This is a genomic window from Pseudomonas sp. P4_B3 (genome assembly GCF_056402295.1).
In genome coordinates, this window is the sequence record NZ_JBFUHR010000007.1 from 238,827 (window position 1) to 262,104 (window position 23,278).

Sequence of the window (23,278 nt, forward strand, 5' to 3'; positions counted from 1 at the left end):
TAGGAGCTGCCGAAGGCTCGGGCCGCGTTCGGACGATCCTTTGATCCTTCTTCTAGCCCTTTACTTTGGCGTGCGCTGCCAACCGCTCCAGCGCCGCCCGCAAATTCGGGTCGCTGATGCCATCGGCCGTGGCCTGAATGGTCGCTGCCGCGTCGTTGGACAAATCCATGGTATGCCCGGCCGCACCTTGCTGAACGGTCGGCGGTTGAACTTTGAACAGGATCCGGGTCAGATTGGCAAACTCGTCGAACAGTTGCAGTTGCCGTTGCAGGCGCTTCTGCTGGTAGCGCAGGCGGGTTGCCCAATGACCGTCGGTGACAATCAGCAACAAACTGCCTTCGCGCCAGGAGGCCACGTGGCAATGCTCGCGAGCGGCGGGTTGCAATTGGCTTTCGAGTAAACGCTGCAGATGACCCAGGCGTTGAGCGTGGCCGAGAATGGCTTTCAGCGGCTTGGCTTCGCGTAGTAGAACGGCAGGTACTTTGGCCGTAAGTGGGCGAAACGCCATGATCAGACACCTGAAGTAACAGAGGCGCCATGGTAGCAGAAAGCACCGGATGCACCCGCCCATTGCTTTTGTGGGTGCTTTGCCCATTAAATCAACAACTAACTTCTGCCTTGAACGGCTTGAAGTTGAGCAAAACGCCCTTATTTTAAGTGAGCCCCGTCAAAGCGCTGTGCCAGCATCGTGGAATATCGCCACTTTCCTCTCCATCGTTTCCGGGTAGAATGCTCGTTCGCATGCGGCCATGAGGGCTGCACGGGCGACTCACGGGGCCGCCCTCCATCCCTTTAGTGTGGAAGATCCTGCCGATATGTTTGCGCCTTTGTTAAAGAAACTTTTTGGAAGCAAGAACGAGCGTGAAGTCAAACGCATGCTCAAGACGGTGCAACTCGTCAATGCCTTCGAAGAGCAAATGGTGGCCCTTTCGGACGATCAATTGCGTGCCAAGACCAGCGAGTTCAAGGCCCGCATCGCCAAAGGGGAGTCCCTCGACAAACTGCTGCCAGAAGCCTTTGCGGTCGCCCGGGAAGCCGGCAAGCGTGTCATGGGCATGCGCCACTTCGATGTCCAGCTGATCGGCGGCATGACCTTGCATGAAGGCATGATCGCGGAAATGCGTACCGGTGAAGGCAAGACCCTGGTGGCAACACTGGGCGTTTACCTCAACGCGCTGTCCGGCAACGGCGTGCACGTTGTGACGGTGAACGACTACCTGGCCCGCCGTGACGCCAACTGGATGCGCCCGCTGTATGAATTCCTCGGCCTGACGGTCGGCGTGGTCACGCCGTTCCAGCCGCCGGAAGAGAAGCGTGCTGCCTACGCCGCCGACATCACCTACGGCACCAACAACGAATTCGGTTTCGATTACCTGCGCGACAACATGGCGTTCAGCATGGAAGAAAAATTCCAGCGTGAACTCAATTTTGCCGTGATCGACGAAGTCGACTCCATCCTCATCGACGAAGCCCGTACGCCGCTGATCATCTCCGGTCAGGCCGAGGACAGCTCCAAGCTGTACATCGAGGTCAACAAGCTGATCCCGACGCTTGAGTTGCACATCGAAGAAGTGGAAGGCGAAGTCACCAAGGCCGGCCACTACACCGTTGACGAGAAGACCCGCCAGGTCGAACTCAACGAAGCCGGTCACCAGTTCGTCGAAGAAACGCTGACCCGCATCGGCCTGCTGGCTGAAGGCGAGAGCCTGTACTCGGCGCATAACCTGAGCCTGCTGACTCACGTTTACGCCGGCCTGCGCGCGCACAAGCTGTTCCATCGCAACGTCGAATACATCGTGCAGGACGGTCAGGTCGTACTGGTCGACGAGCACACCGGCCGTACCATGCCGGGCCGCCGCTTGTCCGAAGGCCTGCACCAGGCCATCGAAGCCAAGGAAAACCTGAACATCCAGGCCGAAAGCCAGACGCTGGCGTCGACCACCTTCCAGAACTACTTCCGTCTGTACAACAAGCTGTCCGGCATGACCGGTACGGCCGACACCGAAGCATTCGAGTTCCACCAGATCTATGGCCTGCAGGTCATGGTGATTCCACCGAACAAGCCGCTGGCCCGAAAAGACTACAACGACCTGGTGTTCCTGACCGCCGACGAGAAATACGCGGCAATCGTGGCCGACATCAAGGAAAGCATGGCCGCGGGCCGTCCGGTTCTGGTCGGTACCGCCACCATCGAAACCTCCGAGCACATGTCCAGCCTGCTCGTGAAGGAAGGCATCGAACACAAGGTCCTGAACGCCAAGTTCCACGAAAAGGAAGCTGAGATCATTGCCCAGGCCGGTCGCCCGGGCGCACTGACCATCGCCACCAACATGGCCGGTCGTGGTACCGACATCCTCTTGGGCGGTAACTGGGAAGTGGAAGTGGCTTCCCTGGAAAACCCGACCCCTGAGCAGATTGCCCAGATCAAGGCCGACTGGCAGAAGCGTCACCAGCAAGTGCTCGAATCGGGCGGTTTGCAGGTGATTGCGTCCGAGCGTCACGAATCGCGCCGTATCGACAACCAGCTGCGTGGTCGTGCCGGTCGTCAGGGCGACGCCGGTTCCAGCCGTTTCTACCTGTCGCTGGAAGACAGCCTGATGCGCATCTTCGCCTCTGACCGGGTGAAGAACTTCATGAAGGCCCTGGGCATGCAGCCTGGCGAAGCGATCGAGCACCGCATGGTGACCAACGCTATCGAAAAGGCTCAGCGCAAGGTTGAAGGTCGTAACTTCGACATTCGTAAACAACTGCTCGAGTTCGACGACGTCAACAACGAACAGCGTAAAGTGATCTATCACATGCGTAACACGTTGCTGGCTGCCGACAACATCGGTGAGACCATCGCTGACTTCCGTCAGGACGTGCTCGACGCCACCGTCAGCGCACACATTCCTCCTCAATCGCTGCCTGAGCAGTGGGACGTGGCGGGCCTGGAAGCGGCGCTGCAGAGTGATTTCGGTGTGACGCTGCCGATCCAGCAATGGCTCGACGAAGACGATCACCTGTACGAAGAAACCCTGCGCGAGAAGCTGATGCAGGAACTCATTGCCGCGTACAACGAGAAAGAAGACCAGGCGGGCGCCGAAGCGCTGCGCACCTTCGAGAAGCAAATCGTTCTGCGCGTACTGGACGACCTGTGGAAAGACCACCTGTCGACCATGGATCACCTGCGTCACGGCATCCACTTGCGTGGTTATGCCCAGAAGAACCCGAAGCAGGAATACAAGCGCGAGTCGTTCACCCTGTTCTCCGAGTTGCTGGATTCGATCAAGCGCGATTCGATCCGTGTGTTGTCCCACGTTCAGGTTCGTCGCGAAGATCCGATCGAGGAAGAGCAGCGCCTGCGCCAGGAAGCCGAGGCATTGGCCGCTCGTATGCAGTTCCTGCATGAAGAGGCTCCAGGCCTTGAGCAACCGGAAGTGTTGGGCGAAGAAGTCGATGTTGCCCTCGCTGCCGCGCCGGTTCGCAACGAGCAGAAGCTGGGTCGCAACGAGCTGTGCTACTGCGGTTCGGGCAAGAAGTTCAAGCATTGCCACGGGCAGATTCAGTAAACCCGTTTCAAACGCTGAAATACCCGCGCCGCGACCGGCTTCTGCCGTCGCGGCGTTTTACCATTCGAACCACCGTTCTGCTGAAGCGGTGCTGACATCATCTATAAAGGAGCGCATTCATGGCTGTTGGTCTTGGTCCTTTGCCAACGTTGCACCCGGTTGCCGGTTTTGAACTCGGTATCGCCTCGGCCGGCATCAAGCGCCCGGGGCGCAAGGATGTTGTGGTCATGCGCTGTGTTGAAGGCTCCACGGTTGCGGGCGTGTTCACCTTGAACGCTTTTTGCGCCGCACCGGTGATCCTGGCCAAGCAACGCGTACAAGGCCCTGTGCGCTACCTGCTGACCAATACCGGCAATGCCAACGCCGGCACGGGTGAACCTGGCCTGGCGGCCGCCGAGCGCACTTGCGCCAAGTTGGCGGAACTGACCGGTGTCGAAGCCAGCCAGGTGCTGCCGTACTCCACCGGTGTGATCGGCGAGCCGTTGCCAGTGGAGAAAATCGAAGGTGCGCTGCAAGCTGCCCTCGATGATCTGTCGATCCACAACTGGGAAGCTGCCGCCACCGGCATCATGACCACCGACACCCTGCCCAAAGGTGCCAGCCGTCAGTTCCAGCATGACGGTGTGACCATCACCGTTACCGGCATCAGTAAAGGCGCCGGCATGATTCGCCCGAACATGGCGACCATGCTCGGCTACATCGCCACTGACGCCAAGGTTTCCCGCGATGTGTTGCAAAACCTGATGCTCGATGGCGCCAACAAGTCGTTCAACCGCATCACCATCGATGGTGATACCTCGACCAACGACTGCTGCATGCTGATTGCCACCGGTCAGGCCGCGCTGCCGGAAATCACCCGCGCCGAAGGCGAGTTGTTCATCAAGTTGAAGCAGGCGGTGTTCGAAGTGTGCATGGACGTGGCCCAGGCCATCGTTCGCGATGGTGAAGGCGCGACCAAGTTCGTGACCGTTGAAGTCAATGGCGGCGGCAATCACCAGGAGTGCCTGGACGTTGGCTACACCGTGGCCCACTCGCCACTGATCAAGACTGCATTGTTTGCGTCCGACCCGAACTGGGGCCGTATCCTGGCCGCTGTCGGCCGTGCCGGTGTGCCAAACCTGGACGTGAGCAAGATCGATGTATTCCTTGGCGACGTGTGCATTGCCAGCCGTGGCGCGCGCGCGGCGACCTACACCGAAGCCCAGGGCGCGGCGGTGATGCAGCAGGAAGAAATCACCATCCGCATCGAGCTGGGTCGCGGCGATTGCAGCGAAACCATCTGGACCACCGACCTGTCCCACGAATACGTGAAGATCAACGCCGAGTACCGCACGTAATAGCGCATGTCCTGTAGGAGCCAGCTTGCTGGCGAAGGCGTCATCCGTCGCGATGGATTTATCGAGGCTGATATCGCCTTCGCTGGCAAGCCAGCTCCTACAGAGTTGTGATCTTTCTTGCTTGAGGATACTTGAACATGAGCCTGCACCTGATCATCGGCGACAAACTGCTTTCTTCCTGGTCCCTGCGAGGCGCCTTGGCCCTCGACCTGACCGGCGCTACCTACACCGAAGAACTGATCAAGCTGAACCAGCCGGACACCCGCGAGCGTCTGCTCAAGCATTCGCCGACTGGCAAGGTCCCGCTGCTGAAAACCGAACACGGCACCATCGCCGACTCCCTGGCGATTGCCGAATACCTGGCAGAACAGTTCCCGTCCGCAGGCCTCTGGCCGAAAGACGTTGCCGCCCGCGCCCAGGCGCGCTCGGCGTGTGCGCAGATGCACAGCGGGTTCTTCGCCATGCGCGGCAATATGCCGTTTGACCTGAGTCATGACGCCCCTTTGTCGCCGGTTCCGGCTGACGTTCAGGTCGACATCGAACGCATGTCGGCGCTGTGGGCCGAATGCCGTGCCGCCGCGACCGAAACCGGGCCGTACCTGTTTGGTCATATCAGTCTGGCTGACGTGTTCTTTGCACCGATCGCCGTGCGCCTGCGCACCTATCAGGTGAAGCTGTCTGCCATTGACGAGGCCTACGTCGAAACTCTCTACCAATGGCCGGCGTTCAAGGCGTGGCAGAAGACCGGACTGGAGGAGCTGCAAAAGTGAAACGAGTCCATGTCGCCGCCGCCGTCATCCGCGATGGCAGTGGCCAAATCCTCATCGCCCGTCGTGCCGACTCACAGCACCAGGGCGGCCTGTGGGAGTTTCCAGGCGGCAAGGTCGAGGCCGACGAGTCGGTCGAAACCGCACTGGCCCGCGAACTCCATGAAGAGCTGGGCATCGTGATCGGCGCGGCGCGCCCGCTGATCAAGATTCGGCACGATTACCCGGACAAACAGGTGTTGCTGGATGTCTGGGAAGTCTCGGCGTTTACCGGCGAGCCCCACGGTGCTGAAGGCCAGCCGCTGGCCTGGGTGTCACCCCGCGACCTGTCGGGTTACGAGTTTCCTGAAGCGAACCGGCCGATCGTCGCGGCCGCACGGTTACCCGAGCAGTACTTGATCACCCCGGAAGACCTGGAGACCCCCGCATTGCTGCGCGGCATCCAAAAGGCCATTGCCGGCGGCATCAAGCTGATCCAGTTGCGCGCACCGAACGGTTACGACCCGAAATACCGCGACCTGGCCGTGGATGCGGCAGGCCTGTGTGCCGGCAAGGCGCAGTTGATGATCAAAGGGCCGTTCGAATGGCTGGGCGACTTCCCGTCCGCGGGTTGGCACATTACCTCGGCGCAGCTGCGCAAATACGCAGCGGCTGGCCGACCGCTACCGGCGTCGCGCTGGCTGGCGGCCTCGTGCCATAACGCTGAAGAGCTGGCGCTGGCCGAACAGATGGGGGTGGACTTTGTGACCCTGTCGCCGGTTCAACCTACCCTGACTCATCCTGGCGCCGAACCGTTGGGTTGGGAGCAGGCATCGAGCCTGATCGACGGATTCAGCAAGCCGGTGTTCATGCTCGGAGGTGTTGGCCCGGCTGAGGTCGAGAAAGCCTGGGCTGCGGGTGCGCAGGGGGTGGCGGGGATTCGGGCGTTTTGGCCTGAGAGTTAATTCTCTAGCGACCCTGCCGGCCCCTTCGCGGGCAAGCCCGCTCCCACAGTGGTCAAGGTGAAACATAGATTGTGCGAACACCAACAATCCCTGTGGGAGCGGGCTTGCCCGCGAAGGCGGCCTGACAGCCGCCGACTAAATTTCAGGTTTCGCCGCAGGCTGCCAAAGAATCTCGGCAATTCCCTGACGCTTGGCAATCAGCCGCGCCGCCACAAACAACAGATCCGACAACCGATTGATGTACGCCAGGCCAACCCCGGCCAATGGCTCAATCGCATTCAATTGCTGACACCGCCGCTCGGCACTGCGGGCAAGGCTGCGGCAGACATGAGCCTGGGCAATCAGCGCCGAACCGCCGGGCAAGATGAAATTTTCCAGCGGTCCCAACTCTTCATTCCACACATCGATCGCGGCTTCCAGGCGTTCGATTTCCGCTGCATTCAACGCCTGATACACCGGCATCGCCAGTTCGCCACCGAGGTCGAACAATCGGTGCTGGCAAGGCGCCAAAACATCGATCACTTCCTGAAAGCCTGCAAAGGTGTGCGTTTGCGCCGCCAATCCGGCCAGCAATACGCCCACCTGACTGTTCAGCGTATCGACTTCGCCAATGGCCTCGATCCGCGGGTGATCCTTGGGTACGCGACGGCCATCGCCCAGCCCGGTTTCGCCTTTGTCGCCAGTGCGGGTGTAAATCTTCGACAAACGAAAGCCCATGGTTACCTCGATAGCAGATTGAGTTGTTGCGAGACAGGTGGCGTGCTCGCCAGGGGCAGGCGCAAGGTGAAGCATGTGCCTTGGCCCGGGGTCGATTGCACTTCCATCTGCCCCTTGTGGTTGTTGGTGATGATGAAGTACGACACCGACAGCCCAAGTCCGGTGCCCTGGCCGATCTCCTTTGTGGTGAAGAACGGTTCGAAGGTCCGTTTGCGCACGCTTTCGCTCATGCCGATGCCATTGTCCTCGACCTGAATTTCCGCCCACGGCGGATTCAGCCTGGTGCGCAGAATGATCCGTCCCGGCTCGCTGCCGTCTTCACGCTGGTGAATGGCTTGCGCGGCGTTTTTCAACAGGTTGAGCAGTACCTGCTCCAGTTCGTTGGCGGTGCCGGGGACCGGGCCCAGCGCCGGATCGAACTGGCGAATGATGGCCTGGCCCTTGAAATCGAAGCCGATCGCCAGGTCGAAGTCGTTACTGGCGATCTCCACCGCTTGGTCGATCAGGGCGGGCAGATCGCACGGAGCCATCTGGCGGGTGCTGCGACGGCTGAAGCTGAGCATGTGGGTGACGATTTTGGCGGCCCGGGCACCGGCCTGCTGGATGCCGTCGAGCAACTGCGGCACTTCGCGGTTTTGCAGATACTGATTGACCGTCGTCAGTTCGATGCCGGCCTGTTCGGCCACTTCAAGGTTCTTCGGCAGATCGGGGGACAGGCGTCGGCGAATGTTTTGCACGTTGTGCAGGATCGCACCCAGCGGGTTGTTGATTTCGTGGGCCATGCCGGCGGCAAGGCCACCAACAGAAAGCATTTTCTCCGACTGTACCATCATCTCTTCCAGGGACAGGCGCTGGGTGATGTCGTCGATCCGGATCACTACGCCACGCCCGGCGCCGCCCATCAATGGATAAAAGGTCAGGGCATAGTGGCGGGGCTCGTCATCCTTGAGCCAGGTGACGCGTTCGATTTTGGCCACCGTATGCTGCTCGACCGTTTGCTTGAGTTGTGGCAAGAACGGCTTGAGCGGTTCGAAGGCGAGGAAGATGGGCTGGTTCAGGGCTTCGTCGAGGCGCGTACCGGAAAGTGCGCTGGCTTCCTGGTTCCACTGCGTCACGTAAAGCTGTTCGTCGAGGGCGATCAGTGCCGACGGCATGGAGTCGATGATGCTGTTGAGGTAGTTCTGGAAGCCGGTGAGCTTTTTCTCGATCTTGCTGCGCACCTGGACTTCAAGCTCCAGTTTGCGGTTGGTGTGCCGGGTTTCTTCCGCCAGACCCTGGGCCTGGTCGTAGGCTGCCTGGGAGTCGTCCCGGGCCCGCTTGAGTTGCTGCTCCCGGGCCTCGATTCGCGAAAGCATGGTGTTGAACGCCTCGGCGAGGCTGCCGATTTCATCGTGGTTTCCTCGCGAAGCACGCAGTGCGTAGTTTTCTTCACGGGTTACCTGCCGGGATAACTCTTCGAGTTGGTGGATCGGCCGGGTAATCAGGCGCTTGATCTGGCGGGCAATGATCAGCCACAGCAGCACGCTGAAGATCAGAATGCCCAGGCTGGCCGTCAGGGTCCCGGTGTAGAACGCCACGGGCAGTTCGCTCGTGGCCACCAACAGCAGGTGCCCTGGTGCAGTGCCGGGGCGGGGCAGGGTGATGACTTGATTGGTGCGAAACTCGGTGGCCTGCCAGTCTTCGATATGCCGGAAACGCTTCGGCAGTTCCAGGTTGTCGCCATGCTGCAATTGCGCCAATTGCTCGCCCTTTGCGTCATACAGGACTGCCGCGCGCAACGGCGAATAGCTGTTGAGTTCGTTTAGCAGGCGCTCGGCGCTTTGTGGTGACTCCAGGGCTTCGGAGGCCAGGCTCGGGTTGGATATCAGCCGGCCGATGGTCTGCAGGGCCTGGGGTGCCATGCTTTCCTGGGAGATGTAGTACGCGGCGCTGATAAAGGTCAGGTTGGCAACCAGCAGGACGGTGACCATCAGTACCAGCAGGGCGGCTAGCAGTTTCTGGCCGACGGGCAGGTTTTCAAGGCGCTGGCGCAATGGCATCGGATTCATCGCTGAAAAGGAACAAGTGGCCAGCGTAGCCGCTGCTCAGTCACTGGGCAATCCAAGGCTTTGCAGGCGAGCGATCAACCTTGACTCAAGCTGATTGAGGTGAGGCAGGTTCAATTGATGACGCCCGGCCACTTTGCAGGCGTAGCCCAACAGGTAGCTGATTTCTGTGCGGCGCTGGTTTGTGACGTCCTGATGCATCGAGGAGTAGTTGGCTGCGGTGGCGTGAATCACCCGTTCGACTTCCTGCTGCAGGTTTTCGGCCGCTGCCGGCTGACCACAACGCTCAAGCAACTCCACCAGTTCGCCGCACAGAGTAGCGACTTCGCAGTGATGTTGCTGCAAACCACCGTTGCGGCAATCGTGCAGCACCGTCAGCGGATTGATCGCACAGTTAAGTGCGAGTTTGCGCCATAACCTGGTCAGGATTTCGGTGCTCCACTCGTGGGGGATGCCGGCAGCGCTCAGGTCATCGAGCCAGATCGGCGCCACCGGATGGCTCGCATCCCCCAGCCAGGTGAAGCCATGCCCGGCAAACACCACGCGCCAATCGCCATCGCGGAAGGCGCCTTCGGTGCTCGATGCATAGATGCAGCGTGCCTGAGGCACCTGTGCCGCCACCGCGTCCTGACTGCCCAGGCCATTTTGCAGCAGGATCAGTTCGGCACCTGGGGCCAGACGTGGCGCCAGTCGGGCCACCGCGCTTTCGGTATCGTAGGCCTTGCACGCCACCAGCAGGCGGTTGATCGGTTGGGTGCTGTCGGCTGTCTCGGCGGGCACGGCATAGTGTTGCGCCTCGCCGTGTTCCACCAGTGTCAATCCACCGACCGCCTCATAGGCCTGCAGCCTCGCGGTGTCCCGCAGGATCAGCCTCACCGGCACTCCAGTCCGTGCCAGACGTGTCGCCCATAAAGTGCCGAGGCTGCCGGCGCCCAGAACATGCCAGGTGGTAGACATCAGCTTTTTGCTCTGTTTAAGGCGTGCATCGGCAGCTCACAGTGAATGATGGGAAAGACCCGTTATAATCAGCGCGGATTTTAACCGCAAGCCAGGCGTGCTCCATCAGTGCGCCTTTAAATTTGGAGAGATTACATGCCGTCGTTCGACGTGGTATCCGAACTGGACAAACACGAAGTCACCAACGCGGTCGAGAACGCCGTCAAGGAACTCGATCGTCGTTATGACCTGAAAGGCAAAGGCAGCTTCGAGTTCAAGGAAAAAGACCTGACCGTCAACCTGACCGCGGAAGCGGATTTCCAGCTCGAAGCGATGATTGAGATCCTCAAGCTGGCGCTGGTCAAGCGCAAAATCGACGTGCAGTGCCTTGAAGTCAAGGACGCGTTCGCGTCGGGCAAGCTGATGAAACAGGAAGCCGTCCTCAAGGAAGGTATCGACAAGGAACTGGCGAAGAAAATCGTCGCTCACGTCAAAGATGCCAAGCTCAAGGTCCAGGCTGCCATTCAGGGCGAGCAGGTTCGTATTACCGGCAAGAAGCGTGACGACCTGCAAGAAGCCATTGCGGTGCTACGGGCCAAGGAATTCGGTATGCCACTGCAGTTCAACAACTTCCGCGACTGACCTTTGAAAGCGGGAACCTCTTGGCGTTTGCGACGTCGGAGGCCCAAGCAACGGCAGAAACGATTGAGCCCGTCGCGGCTCGATCTTTCTGCCGCTTTTTTTACGCATGCCGGGTAGCCGGAAACAGGAGAGAGTAGATGGACTTAAATGCCGAGGTAGACAATCTGGTCAAGGTATCCCAAACCTGGATCCCGATGATCATGGAATACGGCAGCCGTGTACTGCTGGCGGTCATCACCCTGGCCATCGGCTGGTGGCTGATCAACAAGGTCACGAAAAAGCTCGGCGGCCTGATTGCATTGCGTAATGCCGACCTGGCGCTGCAAGGCTTTATCAGCAGCTTGGCAAACATCATCCTCAAGATCCTGCTGATCGTCAGCGTGGCCTCGATGATCGGCGTGGAAACCACTTCGTTTGTCGCGGCGATTGGTGCGGCAGGCCTGGCCATTGGCTTGGCCTTGCAGGGCAGCTTGGCGAACTTCGCCGGCGGCGTGCTGATTCTGTTGTTCCGCCCGTTTCGTATCGGTGACTGGATCGAGGCTCAGGGTGTCGCCGGTACTGTCGACAGCATCCAGATTTTCCATACCGTACTGCGCACCGGTGACAACAAAACTATCATCGTGCCCAACGGTAATCTGTCGAACGGCATTATCACCAACACCAATCGTCAGCCGACCCGCAAAGTGGTGTTTGATGTAGGCGTCGATTACGAAGCGGACTTGCAGAAAGCCCGAGAAGTGTTGCTGGAACTGGCCAAGGATCCGCGTGTATTGATTGACCCGGCACCTCAGGCAGTCATTTCGACATTGGGTGACAGTTCTATCACTGTTTCCCTGCGTGTCTGGGTGAAGACGGCGGATTATTGGGATGTGATGTTCATGTTCAACGAACTGTCCCGTGATCGTCTGAGAGAGGCCGGCATCGATATTCCATTTCCACAGCGGGTTATTCGCGTGGTTCAGGAGTCGGCGGTGCAGTAAGAGGTGTGCGGTTAGTGCCTGACTTCTTGGTCAGGCATGTACTGCGGAGTCTGTTTGGTTAAATGTTGTACAGCAGACAACGAAAAAGGCCCATCCGAAGATGGGCCTTTTTTTGATTACCGCGAACTAACTTTCTGCGATTACAGAATGTTGAGCGGGTAGTCGGTGATCAGGCGGAACTCAGAGATATCGCCTTCGCCTTCGTCAGCATTGGCGGTGTGCCATGCTTGACGGATGCGGAACGACAGATCTTTGGCTGGGCCGGATTGAACGACGTACTTGGCTTCCACGTTGGTTTCGTGGTGTTTGCCGTCTGCACCGTACAGACCGGTGTAGGTGCTGTTCGATGGAGTGTTGGTACCATCGATGTTCCAACCATTCACGTAACGGACCATGAAGCTCAGGCCAGGTACGCCGTACTCGGCCATTTTCAGGTCGTAACGGGCTTGTACCGACTTCTCGCCAGGGGCGTTGAAGTCAGAGTACTGAATGGAGTTGGCGAGGAAAATCGAGTCGCCACCACGGTTGTTGTCACCCACACCGATGTAGTCGAACGGGGTATCGCCGTTGACCTTCTGGAACGCCAGGGTCAGGGTGTGTGCTTTCAGGAACGAGTAAGCAGCGGCCAGGGAGTAGGCGGTGTTGCTGATGTCGCCTGCTTTAGCGTTACCGGTATCCTTGGTGTTGTAGATGTTACCGTCGAAGTTGATCGAGTTATCGCCGCCCAGTGCGAGGGTGTAGTTCGCGTTGGCGTAGTACTGGTTCCAGACGTCTTCGAGCTTGGCACCGTAGAGCGATACGCTCAGGTCCGGGGTAATGCCGTACTTGCCACCGAAGTAGTCGATGGAGTTGGCTGTCACGCCAGCGTAAGTAGCGAACAGTTCGCCGTCACGAGCGTTGCGGTCCTGGCTGGTTGCCGAGTAGAAGTGACCGGCTTCGAGGTCGAGGTCTTTAACTTCGCTGCTCTGCAGCTGGATACCGCTGGCAGTCTGGTGAAGGATACGGGAACCGCCTACAGCGAACACCGGAGAGGTGCTTGGCTGCATGTCGCCGATTTTCAGCTCGGTCTTGGAGATGCGGAACTTGGCGGCAGCGCCGGCTTTGCCCTGGCTGTTGTTGACTTCGCCATCAGAGTCCACGGACATGTTGCCGGAACCTGCATATTTGTCGGAACCGTCCAGCTTAATGGCCAGTTGGCCCCAAGCTTCAACGCCAACACCGATCAGACCTTGGGTGTAGCCCGAGCTGTACATGCCCTGAATGCCCTGGGTCCAGTCTTTGTCATCGACTGCGCCGTCTTTCTTGTTACGGTTGTAGTAGTAGTTGCGAACCAGCAAGTCGAGTTTGCTGTCTTCAACGAAACCTTTGGCTTCGGCCTGGTCGCTTACGAAAGGTGCGGCTACTGCCAACTGAGTACTGGCTGCTGCTGCAACTGCCAGTGCGATCATGCTCCACTTCATCACGCGCATCGTGATTTGCTCCTTTGGTTTTAGAAGAGTACTGCCGTCCCACCTGATTTATTATCTGGGCGGCTCTTTCTTTTTGTGTCGGCGCAAACTTATATCACGCCGACAATGTTGGCGATACTTGCGTATCTAACCTTTCGCCTTCTTTACGACCCTGTCGCAAACAGCGTGGTAGATGTCGCAAATTTTCCGCTCCGACGCAACAGGGCTGACAGCTTTTATGCTGTTTTCTGAGTCTTGGCGCCGGTAAAAAGAGTCCTGGTGAAACGTTTGAATCTCCATCGGGCTACCTTGCCACTGTTTTTTTTGCCTGAGGGCCTCCGCTTCCAGCGGGTGTCACATCAGGCGATGTTGGGTATGAATGCAACAAGCGTGCACAAATTCGAATTTTGTTGCAGCTTTTTTCCAAATGATTGTCTGGCGCTGTAAAAACCTCATGAAACCGGGGGGGCAAGCGCGTTTAGTTTGGGCTTGACGCCTTGCCTGGCATCATGTTGCACCCTTCTGGTCGACTGCCTTACAAACAAAAATGTTACCGGTTCACCCCGCCAGTGAGTAGAAGGCGGATGTCGAAGCACTCAGCGTAGACCCACTGTGCGGTTTTGGTGCAAAAAATTTTTTAACCTTGTAATGAATTCATTCCTGTTGACCGCTTGTCTGGCGCGAACTCTTCGTTGCTAATCAGTCATTTCGGCGTTTTTTGCCGGCTGATCGGTTCTGTAGTGGTGCGCAGCAGCGAAAAATGTCTCATTCGGGGGCGGGGTGTCAGCTTTTCGCAGGCGCTCGTGACCTCTGTGCCAGGTTCGTCGTGAAGCATGCGCCGTTCGCAGGTATGCTGCCGTCCGGTCGTTTGGCGCGCCGTCCCGTCAGGATGGGCGCTAAGCTGAAAAATGATGGCCCGGCGGGAGTACGCGCAGTGTTCGCTTTAGATCCACGACTTCAACAAGACACGTTACCGATTGGGGACTTTCCACTCTGCCGGTTGCTGCTGTCCAATGATTCGAACTATCCCTGGTTCATCCTGGTGCCTCGTCGTGAGGCTATCAGTGAGATATTTCAGTTGGATGTCGCAGACCAGCAGCAGCTTTGGCAGGAGACGACGGCGCTGTCGCAAGCGCTCAAGGACTCGTTCAATGCGGACAAATTGAATGTTGCGGCGCTGGGTAATGTCGTCAGTCAGTTGCACATGCATGTGATTGTGCGCAAGCGCGAAGATGCCGCCTGGCCAGCGCCGGTTTGGGGTAAACATCCGGCAAAATCCTACAGTTCGGAGCAAATCGCCGCCATTCGCGAACGTTTGCGCCTGATATTGACCGATGATTTTACGTTTCTGGAGGGCTGAACCATGATCCTGGAAGAACGCGTTACCGATCTCGAAAGCCGTCTGGCCTTTCAGGATGACACCATCCAGGCATTGAATGATGTGCTGGTCGCGCAGCAGCGGGTGGTCGAGCGTCTGCAACTGCAGATGGCTGCGCTGCTCAAGCGGCAGGAGGAAATGGTCGGCCAGTTCGAGTCGTTCGAGGAGGAAGCGCCGCCGCCGCACTATTAAGCAACACGCAGGCATAAAAAAACCGCGGACAGCTCGGCTGTGCGCGGTTTTTTTCGCCTTGAATCAGCGACGTGGCAGTGCGGCGATCACATCTTCGGCTTGCAGGCCCTTGTCACGATTCATGACAGAGAACTCCACGCGCTGGCCTTCTACGAGGACGCGGTGACCTTCACCGCGAATGGCCCGAAAGTGGACGAAGATATCGTCGCCGGAGTCGCGGGAAATGAAACCGAAGCCTTTGGACGTGTTGAACCATTTGACGGTGCCGGTATCGCGGTTGCTCATGTCGTAGCTTGGCGAGGCGGCGGCCGGTGACGATTTGTAGAAGCTGATACCCAGATGCAGGGCAACAGCGATCAGGGCTGCGACCAGGCTGAACAGAACGGCAGGTTGACCCGCGATGACAGGCATCGGTGCGATCAGCGTCAGGGTTTGCAGGACCACACTCAGGGCCAGCAGGACGCTGACCAGGTTTTGCAGTTGGTGGCGCGGACCTTTGTTCCAGTAAGGGATGACAGGTGCAAGCGTGAGGTTGAGCAGGCCGAAAAGGGCCAGGTACAGCGCGTCAGGTTGTTGCAGGTAAGGTAAGGCTTCGGATTGCAGGCTAGGGATGAAGGACAGCAGCAAGGCCGCTGCGCCTATCAACAGATGGACGATTTTCAACATTTTAATTAACTCACGTTAAGACAGCTCACAAGGAAGAGCTGATGGCGCACGGTTCGCTTCAAGATAATAAAGAGGCGTTGGACACGTGCCCGGTATCAGCCTATGCGCCATACCCGGAAAAATAGGCACTGGCGACACGCTGTCTATTTAACAGCAAAGCTGCAGGCTACTCAAATCAGGGCGTCCGGCGGCTCTTTGGGGATGATTTTCCGCAGGTTGCCCCGGGTTGCGGGGTTGCGGTACTTACGGCTGATCAGTAACACCCGCGTGCGCGGATGACGCCTTGAGGCGTTGTTCGCGGTCTACTTTCCTACGCTATTCAATACGGCACTTCTGAAGGGCGCGTCACTTCACTGTGTGGGAAATTGTCCGGAGTAGGACGTTCTCCAGGATCTGCCAAGAGTTGTTGGCTTGTCCTACGTCGAAGGTCAGGAAGTCGTCTGGCTATACCTCTGCACCTGCGTTTTTATATGTCGACAGACAGTTGTTCTTAACGAAACCAGGATGGCAAAGGAGTGTCAGCGTTATGGTTTATGAACGGCAAGAAGAGGGGCGATACGGTTCGCACAGGGATGTAAGAGTCGATCCGTTTGTTCGCGAGTTCGATATGGGGTTGGCCCAGCCCTTGTCCCGCTCCGTACGATTGAATGGCTTCGCAACCTGTTTGCGGCTTGAACAGGTTTATTGGGATATTTTGGGGGCGATGGCCCGGGCCAATGGTTGCTCGGTCAGTAGCCTGTTATCTCATGTGGATCGCGAAGTTCACTTGCGTCACGGCGGGGTAAGGAACTTCAGTGGATTGGTGCGGGTTGTCTGCGTCGTGCACAGCCTCAAGGAAGGGGGGGGCATCGTCACGGCCTAGCCTGGGCGGCGAAAGCAGCAGAGTGTCGGTCTGTGCAGTCTTACGGCTGCACAGGCCGCATTTAATGGATATAATCCCGCTCTTTTCCGCAAAACCCTGCGTGTGCGGTAGCAATCTGATCGCCGAGACAACTCCATGCCGATGTACGATTATCAATGTGCTTCCTGTGGTCATCAGTTGGAAGCCATTCAAAAGATCAGCGATGCACCGCTGGTCGACTGCCCTGCCTGTCAGGCGCCAGAGCTTAAAAAGTTGCTGTCCATGCCGGGCTTCCGCCTCAGCGGCACGGGTTGGTACGAAACCGATTTCAAGACCGGTTCCAAGAAGAACCTGGCCGGCGGCGACAAAGCTGACTAAGGTCTGGAACCTGAGTTGAACGACATGCGTGCTCTTGCATCACCCGGCGACTTTTTTAAAGGCGGGGCTGCTGTAGGATCTCCACCGAATTTCGAATTACGAGAAGTGAAACCACGACCATGATGCGCAGCCATTATTGCGGCCAACTGAACGAAAGCCTGGACGGCCAGGAAATTACCCTTTGCGGATGGGTCCATCGTCGCCGTGACCACGGTGGGGTGATTTTCCTCGATATCCGTGATCGTGATGGTCTGGCCCAGGTCGTGTTCGATCCGGACCGCGCTGAAACCTTCGCCGCAGCCGATCGCGTGCGCAGCGAGTACGTCGTGAAGATCACCGGCAAGGTTCGCCTGCGTCCGGCCGGTGCGACCAACGCCAACATGGCGTCAGGCATGATCGAAGTGCTGGGCTACGAGCTGGAAGTGCTGAACGAATCGGAGACCCCGCCGTTCCCGTTGAACGAGTTCTCCGACGTCGGCGAAGAAACCCGCCTGCGCTATCGCTTCCTCGACCTGCGTCGCCCGGAAATGGCCGAGAAGCTGCGCCTGCGTTCGCGCATGACCACCAGCATCCGTCGCTTCCTGGACGAGAACGGCTTCCTTGACGTGGAAACGCCGATCCTGACCCGCGCCACCCCTGAAGGTGCGCGTGACTACCTGGTACCGAGCCGCACGCACGCCGGTTCGTTCTTCGCCTTGCCGCAATCACCGCAGCTGTTCAAGCAACTGCTGATGGTGGCCGGCTTCGATCGTTACTACCAGATCGCCAAGTGCTTCCGTGACGAAGACCTGCGGGCCGACCGTCAGCCGGAATTCACCCAGATCGACATCGAGACCAGCTTCCTCGATGAAAAAGAGATCATGGGCCTGACCGAGCAAATGATCCGCAACCTGTTCAAGGAAGTGCTGGATCTGGAATTCGGCGATTTCCCGCACATGACCTTCGAAGAAGCCATGCGCCGCTACGGTTCCGACAAGCCAGACCTGCGTAACCCGCTGGAACTGGTGGACGTGGCCGATCAGCTCAAGGAAGTCGACTTCAAGGTGTTCAGCGGCCCGGCCAACGACCCGAAATGCCGCATCGCCGCCTTGCGCGTACCTGGCGGGGCGAGCATGCCGCGCAAGCAGATCGACGATTACACCAAGTTTGTCGGTATCTACGGTGCCAAGGGCCTGGCGTACATCAAGGTCAACGAGCGCGCTGCCGGTGTTGACGGTCTGCAATCGCCGATCGTGAAAAACATCCCTGAGGCCAACCTCAACGTGATCCTCGATCGCGTCGGTGCGGTCGACGGCGATATCGTGTTCTTCGGCGCCGACAAGGCGAAGATCGTCAGCGAAGCCCTGGGCGCACTGCGGATCAAGCTGGGCCACGACCTGGACCTGCTGACCTGCAAGTGGGCGCCAATGTGGGTCGTCGACTTCCCGATGTTCGAAGAAAACGACGACGGCAGCTTCACCGCCTTGCACCACCCGTTCACCGCACCGAAGTGCACCCCGCAAGAGCTGGAAGCCAACCCGGCTGGCGCTCTGTCCCGTGCCTACGACATGGTATTGAATGGTACCGAGCTGGGTGGCGGTTCGATCCGTATCCACCGTAAAGAGATGCAGCAGTCGGTGTTCCGTCTGCTGGGCATCAACGAAGCGGAACAGGAAGAGAAATTCGGCTTCCTGCTCGATGCCCTGAAATACGGTGCACCGCCGCACGGTGGTCTGGCCTTCGGCCTGGACCGTCTGGTGATGCTGATGACCGGCGCCCAGTCGATCCGTGAAGTGATCGCCTTCCCGAAAACCCAGAGCGCGGCAGACGTCATGACTCAGGCACCGGGCCAGGTGGACGCCAAGGCATTGCGCGAACTGCACATTCGTCTGCGTGAAACGCCTAAAGCCGAGTAAGGTTGACCTGAAGGGCGCATCTGCGGATGCGCCCTTTCTTTATAGTTAGAGCTGTTCAAGACTATTGTTTGTCGGCCGGCGCAATGCAGCGCAGCGGGCAATGTTTCAAAGAGAATTCGGAGCGAGTTATGGCGGGTCATTCCAAGTGGGCGAATATCAAGCACCGCAAAGAACGTCAGGATGCCAAGAGGGGCAAGATCTTCACCAAGTGGATTCGTGAACTGACCGTTGCAGCCCGTCAGGGCGGCGGCGACCCGGGCTCCAATCCGCGGCTGCGTCTGGCTCTGGACAAGGCCTTGAGTGCGAACATGAGCCGCGACATCATCGATCGTGCTGTCGCCCGTGGTACCGGGGCTGCCGACACGGACGACGTGGTCGAGCTGACCTACGAAGGTTACGGTCCAGGCGGCGTGGCGGTGATGGTCGAATGCATGACCGACAACCGTAATCGCACCGCAGCCGCCGTTCGTCACGCGTTCAGTAAGTGCGGTGGTAACCTGGGGACTGATGGTTCGGTGGCCTATCTGTTCGAACGCAAGGGGCAGATCTCCTTCGCGGCTGGCGTTGACGAAGACGCACTGATGGAAGCGGCCATGGAAGCTGACGCTGATGACGTGGTGACCAACGAAGACGGTTCGATCGACGTTTTCACCTCGTTTGCCGGGTTCTATTCCGTGCGTAACGCACTGGAAGCGGCGGGTTTCAAAGGTGACGACGCGGAAATCGTCATGTTGCCGACCACCAGCGCCGAACTCGATCTGGAAGGCGCCGAGAAAGTCCTCAAGCTGATCGACATGCTCGAGGACCTGGATGACGTGCAAAACGTCTATTCCAACGCGGATATCCCGGAGTCGGTGGCTGCACAGCTCGGTTGATCTATCGATAAAGATCGCAGCCTTCGGCAGCTCCTACACGGTTATCCTCAGGCAACCGCGAATTCCTTTTGCAGGCGTTATGACTTTAATTCTTGGTATCGACCCCGGTTCGCGCATCACCGGTTATGGTGTGGTTCGCGATACCGGCCGTGGCTGCGAGTATGTGGCTTCCGGCTGCATTCGTACCGGTGCCGGCGAGCTGCATGAGCGACTGCAGATTGTTTATCGCGGGGTGCGGGAGATCATTCAGACTTACCATCCGGTGACCATGGGGATCGAAAAGGTGTTCATGGCCCGTAACGCCGATTCCGCCCTGAAACTGGGGCAGGCCCGTGGCGCCGCGATCGTGGCAGGTGCCGAGGAAAGCCTGGAAATTGCCGAATACACCGCAACCCAGGTCAAGCAGGCGGTCGTAGGCACCGGCGCGGCCAATAAGGAGCAGGTGCAGATGATGGTCATGCACATGCTCAAGCTGACCAGCAAACCGCAGATCGATGCTTCGGACGCCCTGGCCATCGCCATCTGCCATGCTCATACCCGCTCCAGCCTGTTGCCCCATGGTCTGGGCGCAGCACGCAGTCGTGGCGGGCGCCTGCGTCTCTGATAGCATCAGCAATCATTTTTATGGAGTGGGGTGTTTCGCCTGGGTTGTCGGCGGCATTCCCTCGCTCTATCAGTCGCTGGCCCAGAGCTGGCCAACGCTCAAGGATTTGTAACGTGATTGGACGTTTGCGCGGCACCCTGGCTGAGAAGCAGCCTCCGCATCTGATTCTGGATGTAAATGGCCTGGGCTATGAACTTGAAGTGCCCATGACGACCCTTTACCGCTTGCCGTCGGTCGGTGAGCCGCTGACCTTGCACACCCATTTGGTCGTGCGCGAAGACGCACAGTTGCTCTATGGTTTTGTCGGCAAGCGTGAGCGCGACTTTTTTCGCGAGTTGATCCGCCTCAATGGTGTCGGGCCGAAACTGGCGCTGGCCTTGATGTCGAGCCTGGAAGTCGACGAACTGGTTCGTTGCGTACAGTCCCAGGACACGTCGGCGCTGACCAAGGTCCCGGGCGTCGGCAAGAAAACCGCCGAACGCTTGCTGGTGGAACTCAAGGATCGCTTCAAGGCCTGGGAAACCGTACCGGCCATGTTCGCCCTGGTGCCGAACCAGCCGGATGGACCGGCCCCGGTGAACACTGCCGAGACTGACGCCGTCAGCGCCTTGATTTCCCTGGGCTACAAGCCCCAGGAAGCGAGCAAGGCGGTGTCTGCGATCAAGGAGAAAGATTTGAGCAGTGAAGACATGATCCGCCGCGCCTTGAAGGGAATGATCTAAGTGATTGAAGCTGATCGTCTGATCGCTGCCACGCACAGCCCGCGTGAGCGCGAAGAAGTCCAGGACCGTGCCATTCGCCCGGTCAGCCTGGCCGAATACATTGGCCAGCCGACCGTTCGCGAGCAGATGGAGTTGTTCATTCAGGCTGCTCGCGGTCGTAACGAATCCCTGGATCACACGCTGATCTTCGGGCCGCCCGGCCTGGGCAAGACCACCCTCGCCAACATCATCGCCCAGGAAATGGGCGTGTCGATCAAGAGCACCTCGGGGCCGGTGCTGGAGCGACCTGGTGACCTGGCGGCGCTGTTGACCAACCTTGAGCCTCACGATGTGCTGTTTATCGACGAAATCCATCGCCTGTCGCCTATCGTTGAAGAGGTGCTGTACCCGGCCATGGAGGATTTCCAGCTCGACATCATGATCGGCGAAGGCCCGGCCGCGCGTTCGATCAAGCTGGATCTGCCGCCGTTCACCCTGGTCGGCGCAACGACGCGGGCGGGGATGCTGACCAACCCGTTGCGAGACCGTTTCGGGATCGTCCAGCGCCTGGAGTTCTACAACACCGCCGACCTGTCGACAATTGTCAGTCGCTCGGCAAGCATCCTTGGTTTGCCGCTGGACCCGGAAGGTGCTTTCGAAATCGCCCGCCGTGCCCGTGGCACTCCACGAATCGCTAACCGTTTGTTGCGCCGGGTGCGCGATTTCGCCGAGGTTCGCGCCAAAGGCCACATCACCAAGCCGATTGCCGACCTGGCGCTGAACCTGCTGGATGTCGACGAGCGTGGCTTCGACCACCAGGACCGGCGTCTGTTGTTGACCATGATCGAGAAGTTCGACGGCGGGCCAGTCGGGGTCGACAGCCTGGCTGCCGCCATCAGCGAAGAACGTCACACCATTGAAGATGTGCTGGAGCCCTATCTGATCCAGCAGGGCTACATCATGCGCACGCCACGGGGGCGAGTGGTGACGCGGCATGCCTACCTGCATTTCGGTTTAAACATTCCGTCACGATTGGGCGAAATGCCCGTGGTAGACGAGTTTCTCGATGCCGCTGACGATTAATTAACATTGCGTGCTGATTTTTTCGGGCAATGTAGGGTCCCAGGACCGTACTTTCACGTGAAAGCCGCAGAACAATGAAAAACAGTTGCCATGCCGGATTGGCAACCTGAGGAGTAAGCACTAGAGTATGCGCGCGCAAAACGGGCTTGAGCCTTTCGCACATCGTTGTCGCGTTTATTACGAGGACACCGATGCGGGGGGCATCGTGTATTACGTTAATTACCTCAAGTTTATGGAACGGGCTCGAACCGAGCGGCTACGAGATCTGGGCTTTGCCCAATCGCAGCTTGCCGGGGAGGACCTGTTGTTCGTCGTGCATTCCAGCGAAGCGCGCTACCACGCGCCGGCGCGACTGGATGACGAACTGCTGGTAAGCGCTGAAGTAATCGAATTGAACCGTGCCAGCCTGCGCTTCAAGCAGCAGGTCAGGCGGGCAACGGATAATGCACTGCTCTGCGAAGGGCAGTTTCTGGTGGCCTGTGTGCGCACTGAAAGTTTGAAACCCCGGGCCATTCCCGAAGCTCTACGAGCGGCCTTTGCCGACGTGAGCGGCGCGGGTACACACTCAAAGCAGGAGATAAAGCGTGGAAGCTAACGTCGTCGACCATTCCTCCATGTGGAGCCTGGTCAGCAATGCCAGTATCGTGGTGCAACTGGTAATGCTGATCCTGGTAGCCGCATCGGTGACCTCATGGATCATGATCTTTCAGCGCAGCAACCTGCTGCGCGCCGGTCGACGTGCCCTGGAGAGCTTCGAAGAGCGCTTCTGGTCAGGTATCGACCTGTCCAAGCTGTACCGTCAGGCCGGCAGCAATCCGGACCCTGATTCGGGCGTCGAGCAAATCTTCCGTGCCGGTTTCAAGGAATTCTCCCGTCTGCGCCAGCAGCCAGGCGTTGACCCGGAAGCGGTCATGGAAGGCGTGGCGCGTGCCATGCGCGTTGCCATTTCCCGCGAAGAAGAAAAGCTCGAGCAGAGCCTGCCCTTCCTGGCCACCGTTGGTTCCGTCAGCCCGTACATCGGTCTGTTCGGTACGGTCTGGGGCATCATGAACTCCTTCCGCGGTCTGGCGACCGCCCAACAAGCGACCCTGGCCACTGTGGCCCCGGGTATCGCCGAAGCACTGATCGCCACCGCGATCGGTCTGTTCGCCGCCATTCCAGCCGTTATCGCTTACAACCGTTTTGCTGCTCGCAGTGAAACCCTGCTGGGCCGCTACTACACCTTCGCCGACGAGTTCCAGGCGATCCTGCACCGCAAAGTGCACACCAGCGAAGAATAAGCAGGTAATTTCCAATGG

At 58.7% G+C, this 23,278-nt stretch carries 23 protein-coding genes; 17 read left to right on the forward strand and 6 right to left on the reverse strand.

Annotated features, from left to right (window positions below; all coding sequences use genetic code 11):
* Positions 1–52: 52 nt before the first annotated feature.
* Positions 53–508 (reverse strand): DUF721 domain-containing protein, encoded by a 456-nt coding sequence (locus AC1DWG_RS09855; protein WP_477752539.1) that lies wholly within the window; start codon positions 506–508, stop codon positions 53–55.
* Positions 509–815: 307 nt separating this feature from the next.
* On the opposite strand from AC1DWG_RS09855, the gene secA reads away from it, so the two are divergent.
* The 4 genes from secA (at position 816) to AC1DWG_RS09875 (ending at position 6,599) form a co-directional block, all read left to right on the forward strand.
* On the forward strand, positions 816–3,551 hold the full coding sequence (gene secA / locus AC1DWG_RS09860; protein WP_477762768.1) for a preprotein translocase subunit SecA: 2,736 nt from the start codon (positions 816–818) through the stop codon (positions 3,549–3,551).
* Between the two features lie 119 nt (positions 3,552–3,670).
* Complete coding sequence (gene argJ, locus AC1DWG_RS09865) at positions 3,671–4,888, forward strand: bifunctional glutamate N-acetyltransferase/amino-acid acetyltransferase ArgJ (RefSeq protein ID WP_477787706.1); 1,218 nt, start codon at positions 3,671–3,673, stop codon at positions 4,886–4,888.
* Positions 4,889–5,025: 137 nt separating this feature from the next.
* A complete protein-coding gene (locus AC1DWG_RS09870; RefSeq protein ID WP_477752536.1) occupies positions 5,026–5,658 on the forward strand; it encodes a glutathione S-transferase family protein in 633 nt (210 codons plus the stop codon).
* Entirely contained in the window at positions 5,655–6,599 is a 945-nt protein-coding gene (locus AC1DWG_RS09875) for a Nudix family hydrolase (RefSeq protein ID WP_477787707.1), read from the forward strand. The genes AC1DWG_RS09870 and AC1DWG_RS09875 overlap by 4 nt, the downstream gene beginning before the upstream one ends.
* 135 nt (positions 6,600–6,734) lie before the next feature.
* On the opposite strand, the gene AC1DWG_RS09880 is transcribed toward AC1DWG_RS09875, so the two are convergent.
* From AC1DWG_RS09880 to AC1DWG_RS09890, 3 genes are read right to left on the reverse strand one after another with little or no spacing between them, the layout of a single operon-like run.
* On the reverse strand, positions 6,735–7,316 hold the full coding sequence (locus AC1DWG_RS09880) for a cob(I)yrinic acid a,c-diamide adenosyltransferase (protein ID WP_477762771.1): 582 nt from the start codon (positions 7,314–7,316) through the stop codon (positions 6,735–6,737).
* A 2-nt stretch (positions 7,317–7,318) separates the two neighbouring features.
* Positions 7,319–9,355, reverse strand: a complete 2,037-nt coding sequence (locus AC1DWG_RS09885; RefSeq protein ID WP_477762772.1) for a sensor histidine kinase — start codon at positions 9,353–9,355, stop codon at positions 7,319–7,321.
* 45 nt (positions 9,356–9,400) lie between these two features.
* Positions 9,401–10,318 (reverse strand): putative 2-dehydropantoate 2-reductase, encoded by a 918-nt coding sequence (locus AC1DWG_RS09890; protein ID WP_477762773.1) that lies wholly within the window; start codon positions 10,316–10,318, stop codon positions 9,401–9,403.
* A 135-nt stretch (positions 10,319–10,453) separates the two neighbouring features.
* On the opposite strand from AC1DWG_RS09890, the gene AC1DWG_RS09895 reads away from it, so the two are divergent.
* Together AC1DWG_RS09895 and AC1DWG_RS09900 are read left to right on the forward strand one after the other, a co-directional pair.
* Positions 10,454–10,939 carry a YajQ family cyclic di-GMP-binding protein gene (locus AC1DWG_RS09895; protein WP_007977344.1) on the forward strand — a complete coding sequence of 162 codons (486 nt, stop codon included), beginning with the start codon at positions 10,454–10,456 and terminating at the stop codon, positions 10,937–10,939.
* A gap of 137 nt (positions 10,940–11,076) precedes the next feature.
* The gene (locus AC1DWG_RS09900) at positions 11,077–11,919 is read left to right on the forward strand and encodes a mechanosensitive ion channel family protein (RefSeq protein WP_108215091.1); all 843 of its coding nucleotides are present in this window, start codon (positions 11,077–11,079) and stop codon (positions 11,917–11,919) included.
* Between the two features lie 140 nt (positions 11,920–12,059).
* Here AC1DWG_RS09900 and AC1DWG_RS09905 read toward each other — a convergent pair whose 3' ends face one another.
* Positions 12,060–13,388, reverse strand: a complete 1,329-nt coding sequence (locus tag AC1DWG_RS09905; RefSeq protein WP_477762774.1) for an OprD family porin — start codon at positions 13,386–13,388, stop codon at positions 12,060–12,062.
* A 913-nt stretch (positions 13,389–14,301) separates the two neighbouring features.
* Between AC1DWG_RS09905 and AC1DWG_RS09910 the strand changes: the two genes are divergently transcribed.
* Together AC1DWG_RS09910 and AC1DWG_RS09915 are read left to right on the forward strand one after the other, a co-directional pair.
* Positions 14,302–14,727, forward strand: coding sequence for an HIT family protein (locus AC1DWG_RS09910; protein WP_477752529.1), 426 nt, complete (start codon positions 14,302–14,304; stop codon positions 14,725–14,727).
* A gap of 3 nt (positions 14,728–14,730) precedes the next feature.
* The gene (locus AC1DWG_RS09915) at positions 14,731–14,937 is read left to right on the forward strand and encodes a SlyX family protein (protein ID WP_477752528.1); all 207 of its coding nucleotides are present in this window, start codon (positions 14,731–14,733) and stop codon (positions 14,935–14,937) included.
* A 63-nt stretch (positions 14,938–15,000) separates the two neighbouring features.
* On the opposite strand, the gene AC1DWG_RS09920 is transcribed toward AC1DWG_RS09915, so the two are convergent.
* On the reverse strand, positions 15,001–15,603 hold the full coding sequence (locus tag AC1DWG_RS09920) for a cold-shock protein (protein WP_477762775.1): 603 nt from the start codon (positions 15,601–15,603) through the stop codon (positions 15,001–15,003).
* 526 nt (positions 15,604–16,129) lie between these two features.
* Here AC1DWG_RS09920 and AC1DWG_RS09925 point away from each other — a divergent pair.
* The 9 genes from AC1DWG_RS09925 to tolQ all read left to right on the forward strand — a co-directional run bounded on the left by AC1DWG_RS09925 (position 16,130) and on the right by tolQ (position 23,260).
* The gene (locus AC1DWG_RS09925) at positions 16,130–16,465 is read left to right on the forward strand and encodes a ribbon-helix-helix domain-containing protein (RefSeq protein WP_477762776.1); all 336 of its coding nucleotides are present in this window, start codon (positions 16,130–16,132) and stop codon (positions 16,463–16,465) included.
* Between the two features lie 135 nt (positions 16,466–16,600).
* A complete protein-coding gene (locus AC1DWG_RS09930) occupies positions 16,601–16,822 on the forward strand; it encodes an FmdB family zinc ribbon protein (protein WP_032829812.1) in 222 nt (73 codons plus the stop codon).
* 119 nt (positions 16,823–16,941) lie between these two features.
* A complete protein-coding gene (gene aspS, locus AC1DWG_RS09935; protein ID WP_477787708.1) occupies positions 16,942–18,717 on the forward strand; it encodes an aspartate--tRNA ligase in 1,776 nt (591 codons plus the stop codon).
* Between the two features lie 128 nt (positions 18,718–18,845).
* Positions 18,846–19,592 carry a YebC/PmpR family DNA-binding transcriptional regulator gene (locus tag AC1DWG_RS09940; protein ID WP_477787709.1) on the forward strand — a complete coding sequence of 249 codons (747 nt, stop codon included), beginning with the start codon at positions 18,846–18,848 and terminating at the stop codon, positions 19,590–19,592.
* 79 nt (positions 19,593–19,671) lie between these two features.
* Complete coding sequence (ruvC, locus tag AC1DWG_RS09945) at positions 19,672–20,196, forward strand: crossover junction endodeoxyribonuclease RuvC (protein WP_008015799.1); 525 nt, start codon at positions 19,672–19,674, stop codon at positions 20,194–20,196.
* 113 nt (positions 20,197–20,309) lie between these two features.
* On the forward strand, positions 20,310–20,918 hold the full coding sequence (gene ruvA, locus AC1DWG_RS09950; protein ID WP_008052450.1) for a Holliday junction branch migration protein RuvA: 609 nt from the start codon (positions 20,310–20,312) through the stop codon (positions 20,916–20,918).
* Positions 20,919–21,980 carry a Holliday junction branch migration DNA helicase RuvB gene (ruvB, locus tag AC1DWG_RS09955; protein WP_046042209.1) on the forward strand — a complete coding sequence of 354 codons (1,062 nt, stop codon included), beginning with the start codon at positions 20,919–20,921 and terminating at the stop codon, positions 21,978–21,980. It begins immediately after the preceding gene.
* Positions 21,981–22,107: 127 nt separating this feature from the next.
* Positions 22,108–22,575, forward strand: coding sequence for a tol-pal system-associated acyl-CoA thioesterase (gene ybgC / locus AC1DWG_RS09960; protein ID WP_057713518.1), 468 nt, complete (start codon positions 22,108–22,110; stop codon positions 22,573–22,575).
* On the forward strand, positions 22,565–23,260 hold the full coding sequence (tolQ, locus tag AC1DWG_RS09965; RefSeq protein WP_008147369.1) for a protein TolQ: 696 nt from the start codon (positions 22,565–22,567) through the stop codon (positions 23,258–23,260). The genes ybgC and tolQ overlap by 11 nt, the downstream gene beginning before the upstream one ends.
* Positions 23,261–23,278 lie beyond the last annotated feature (18 nt).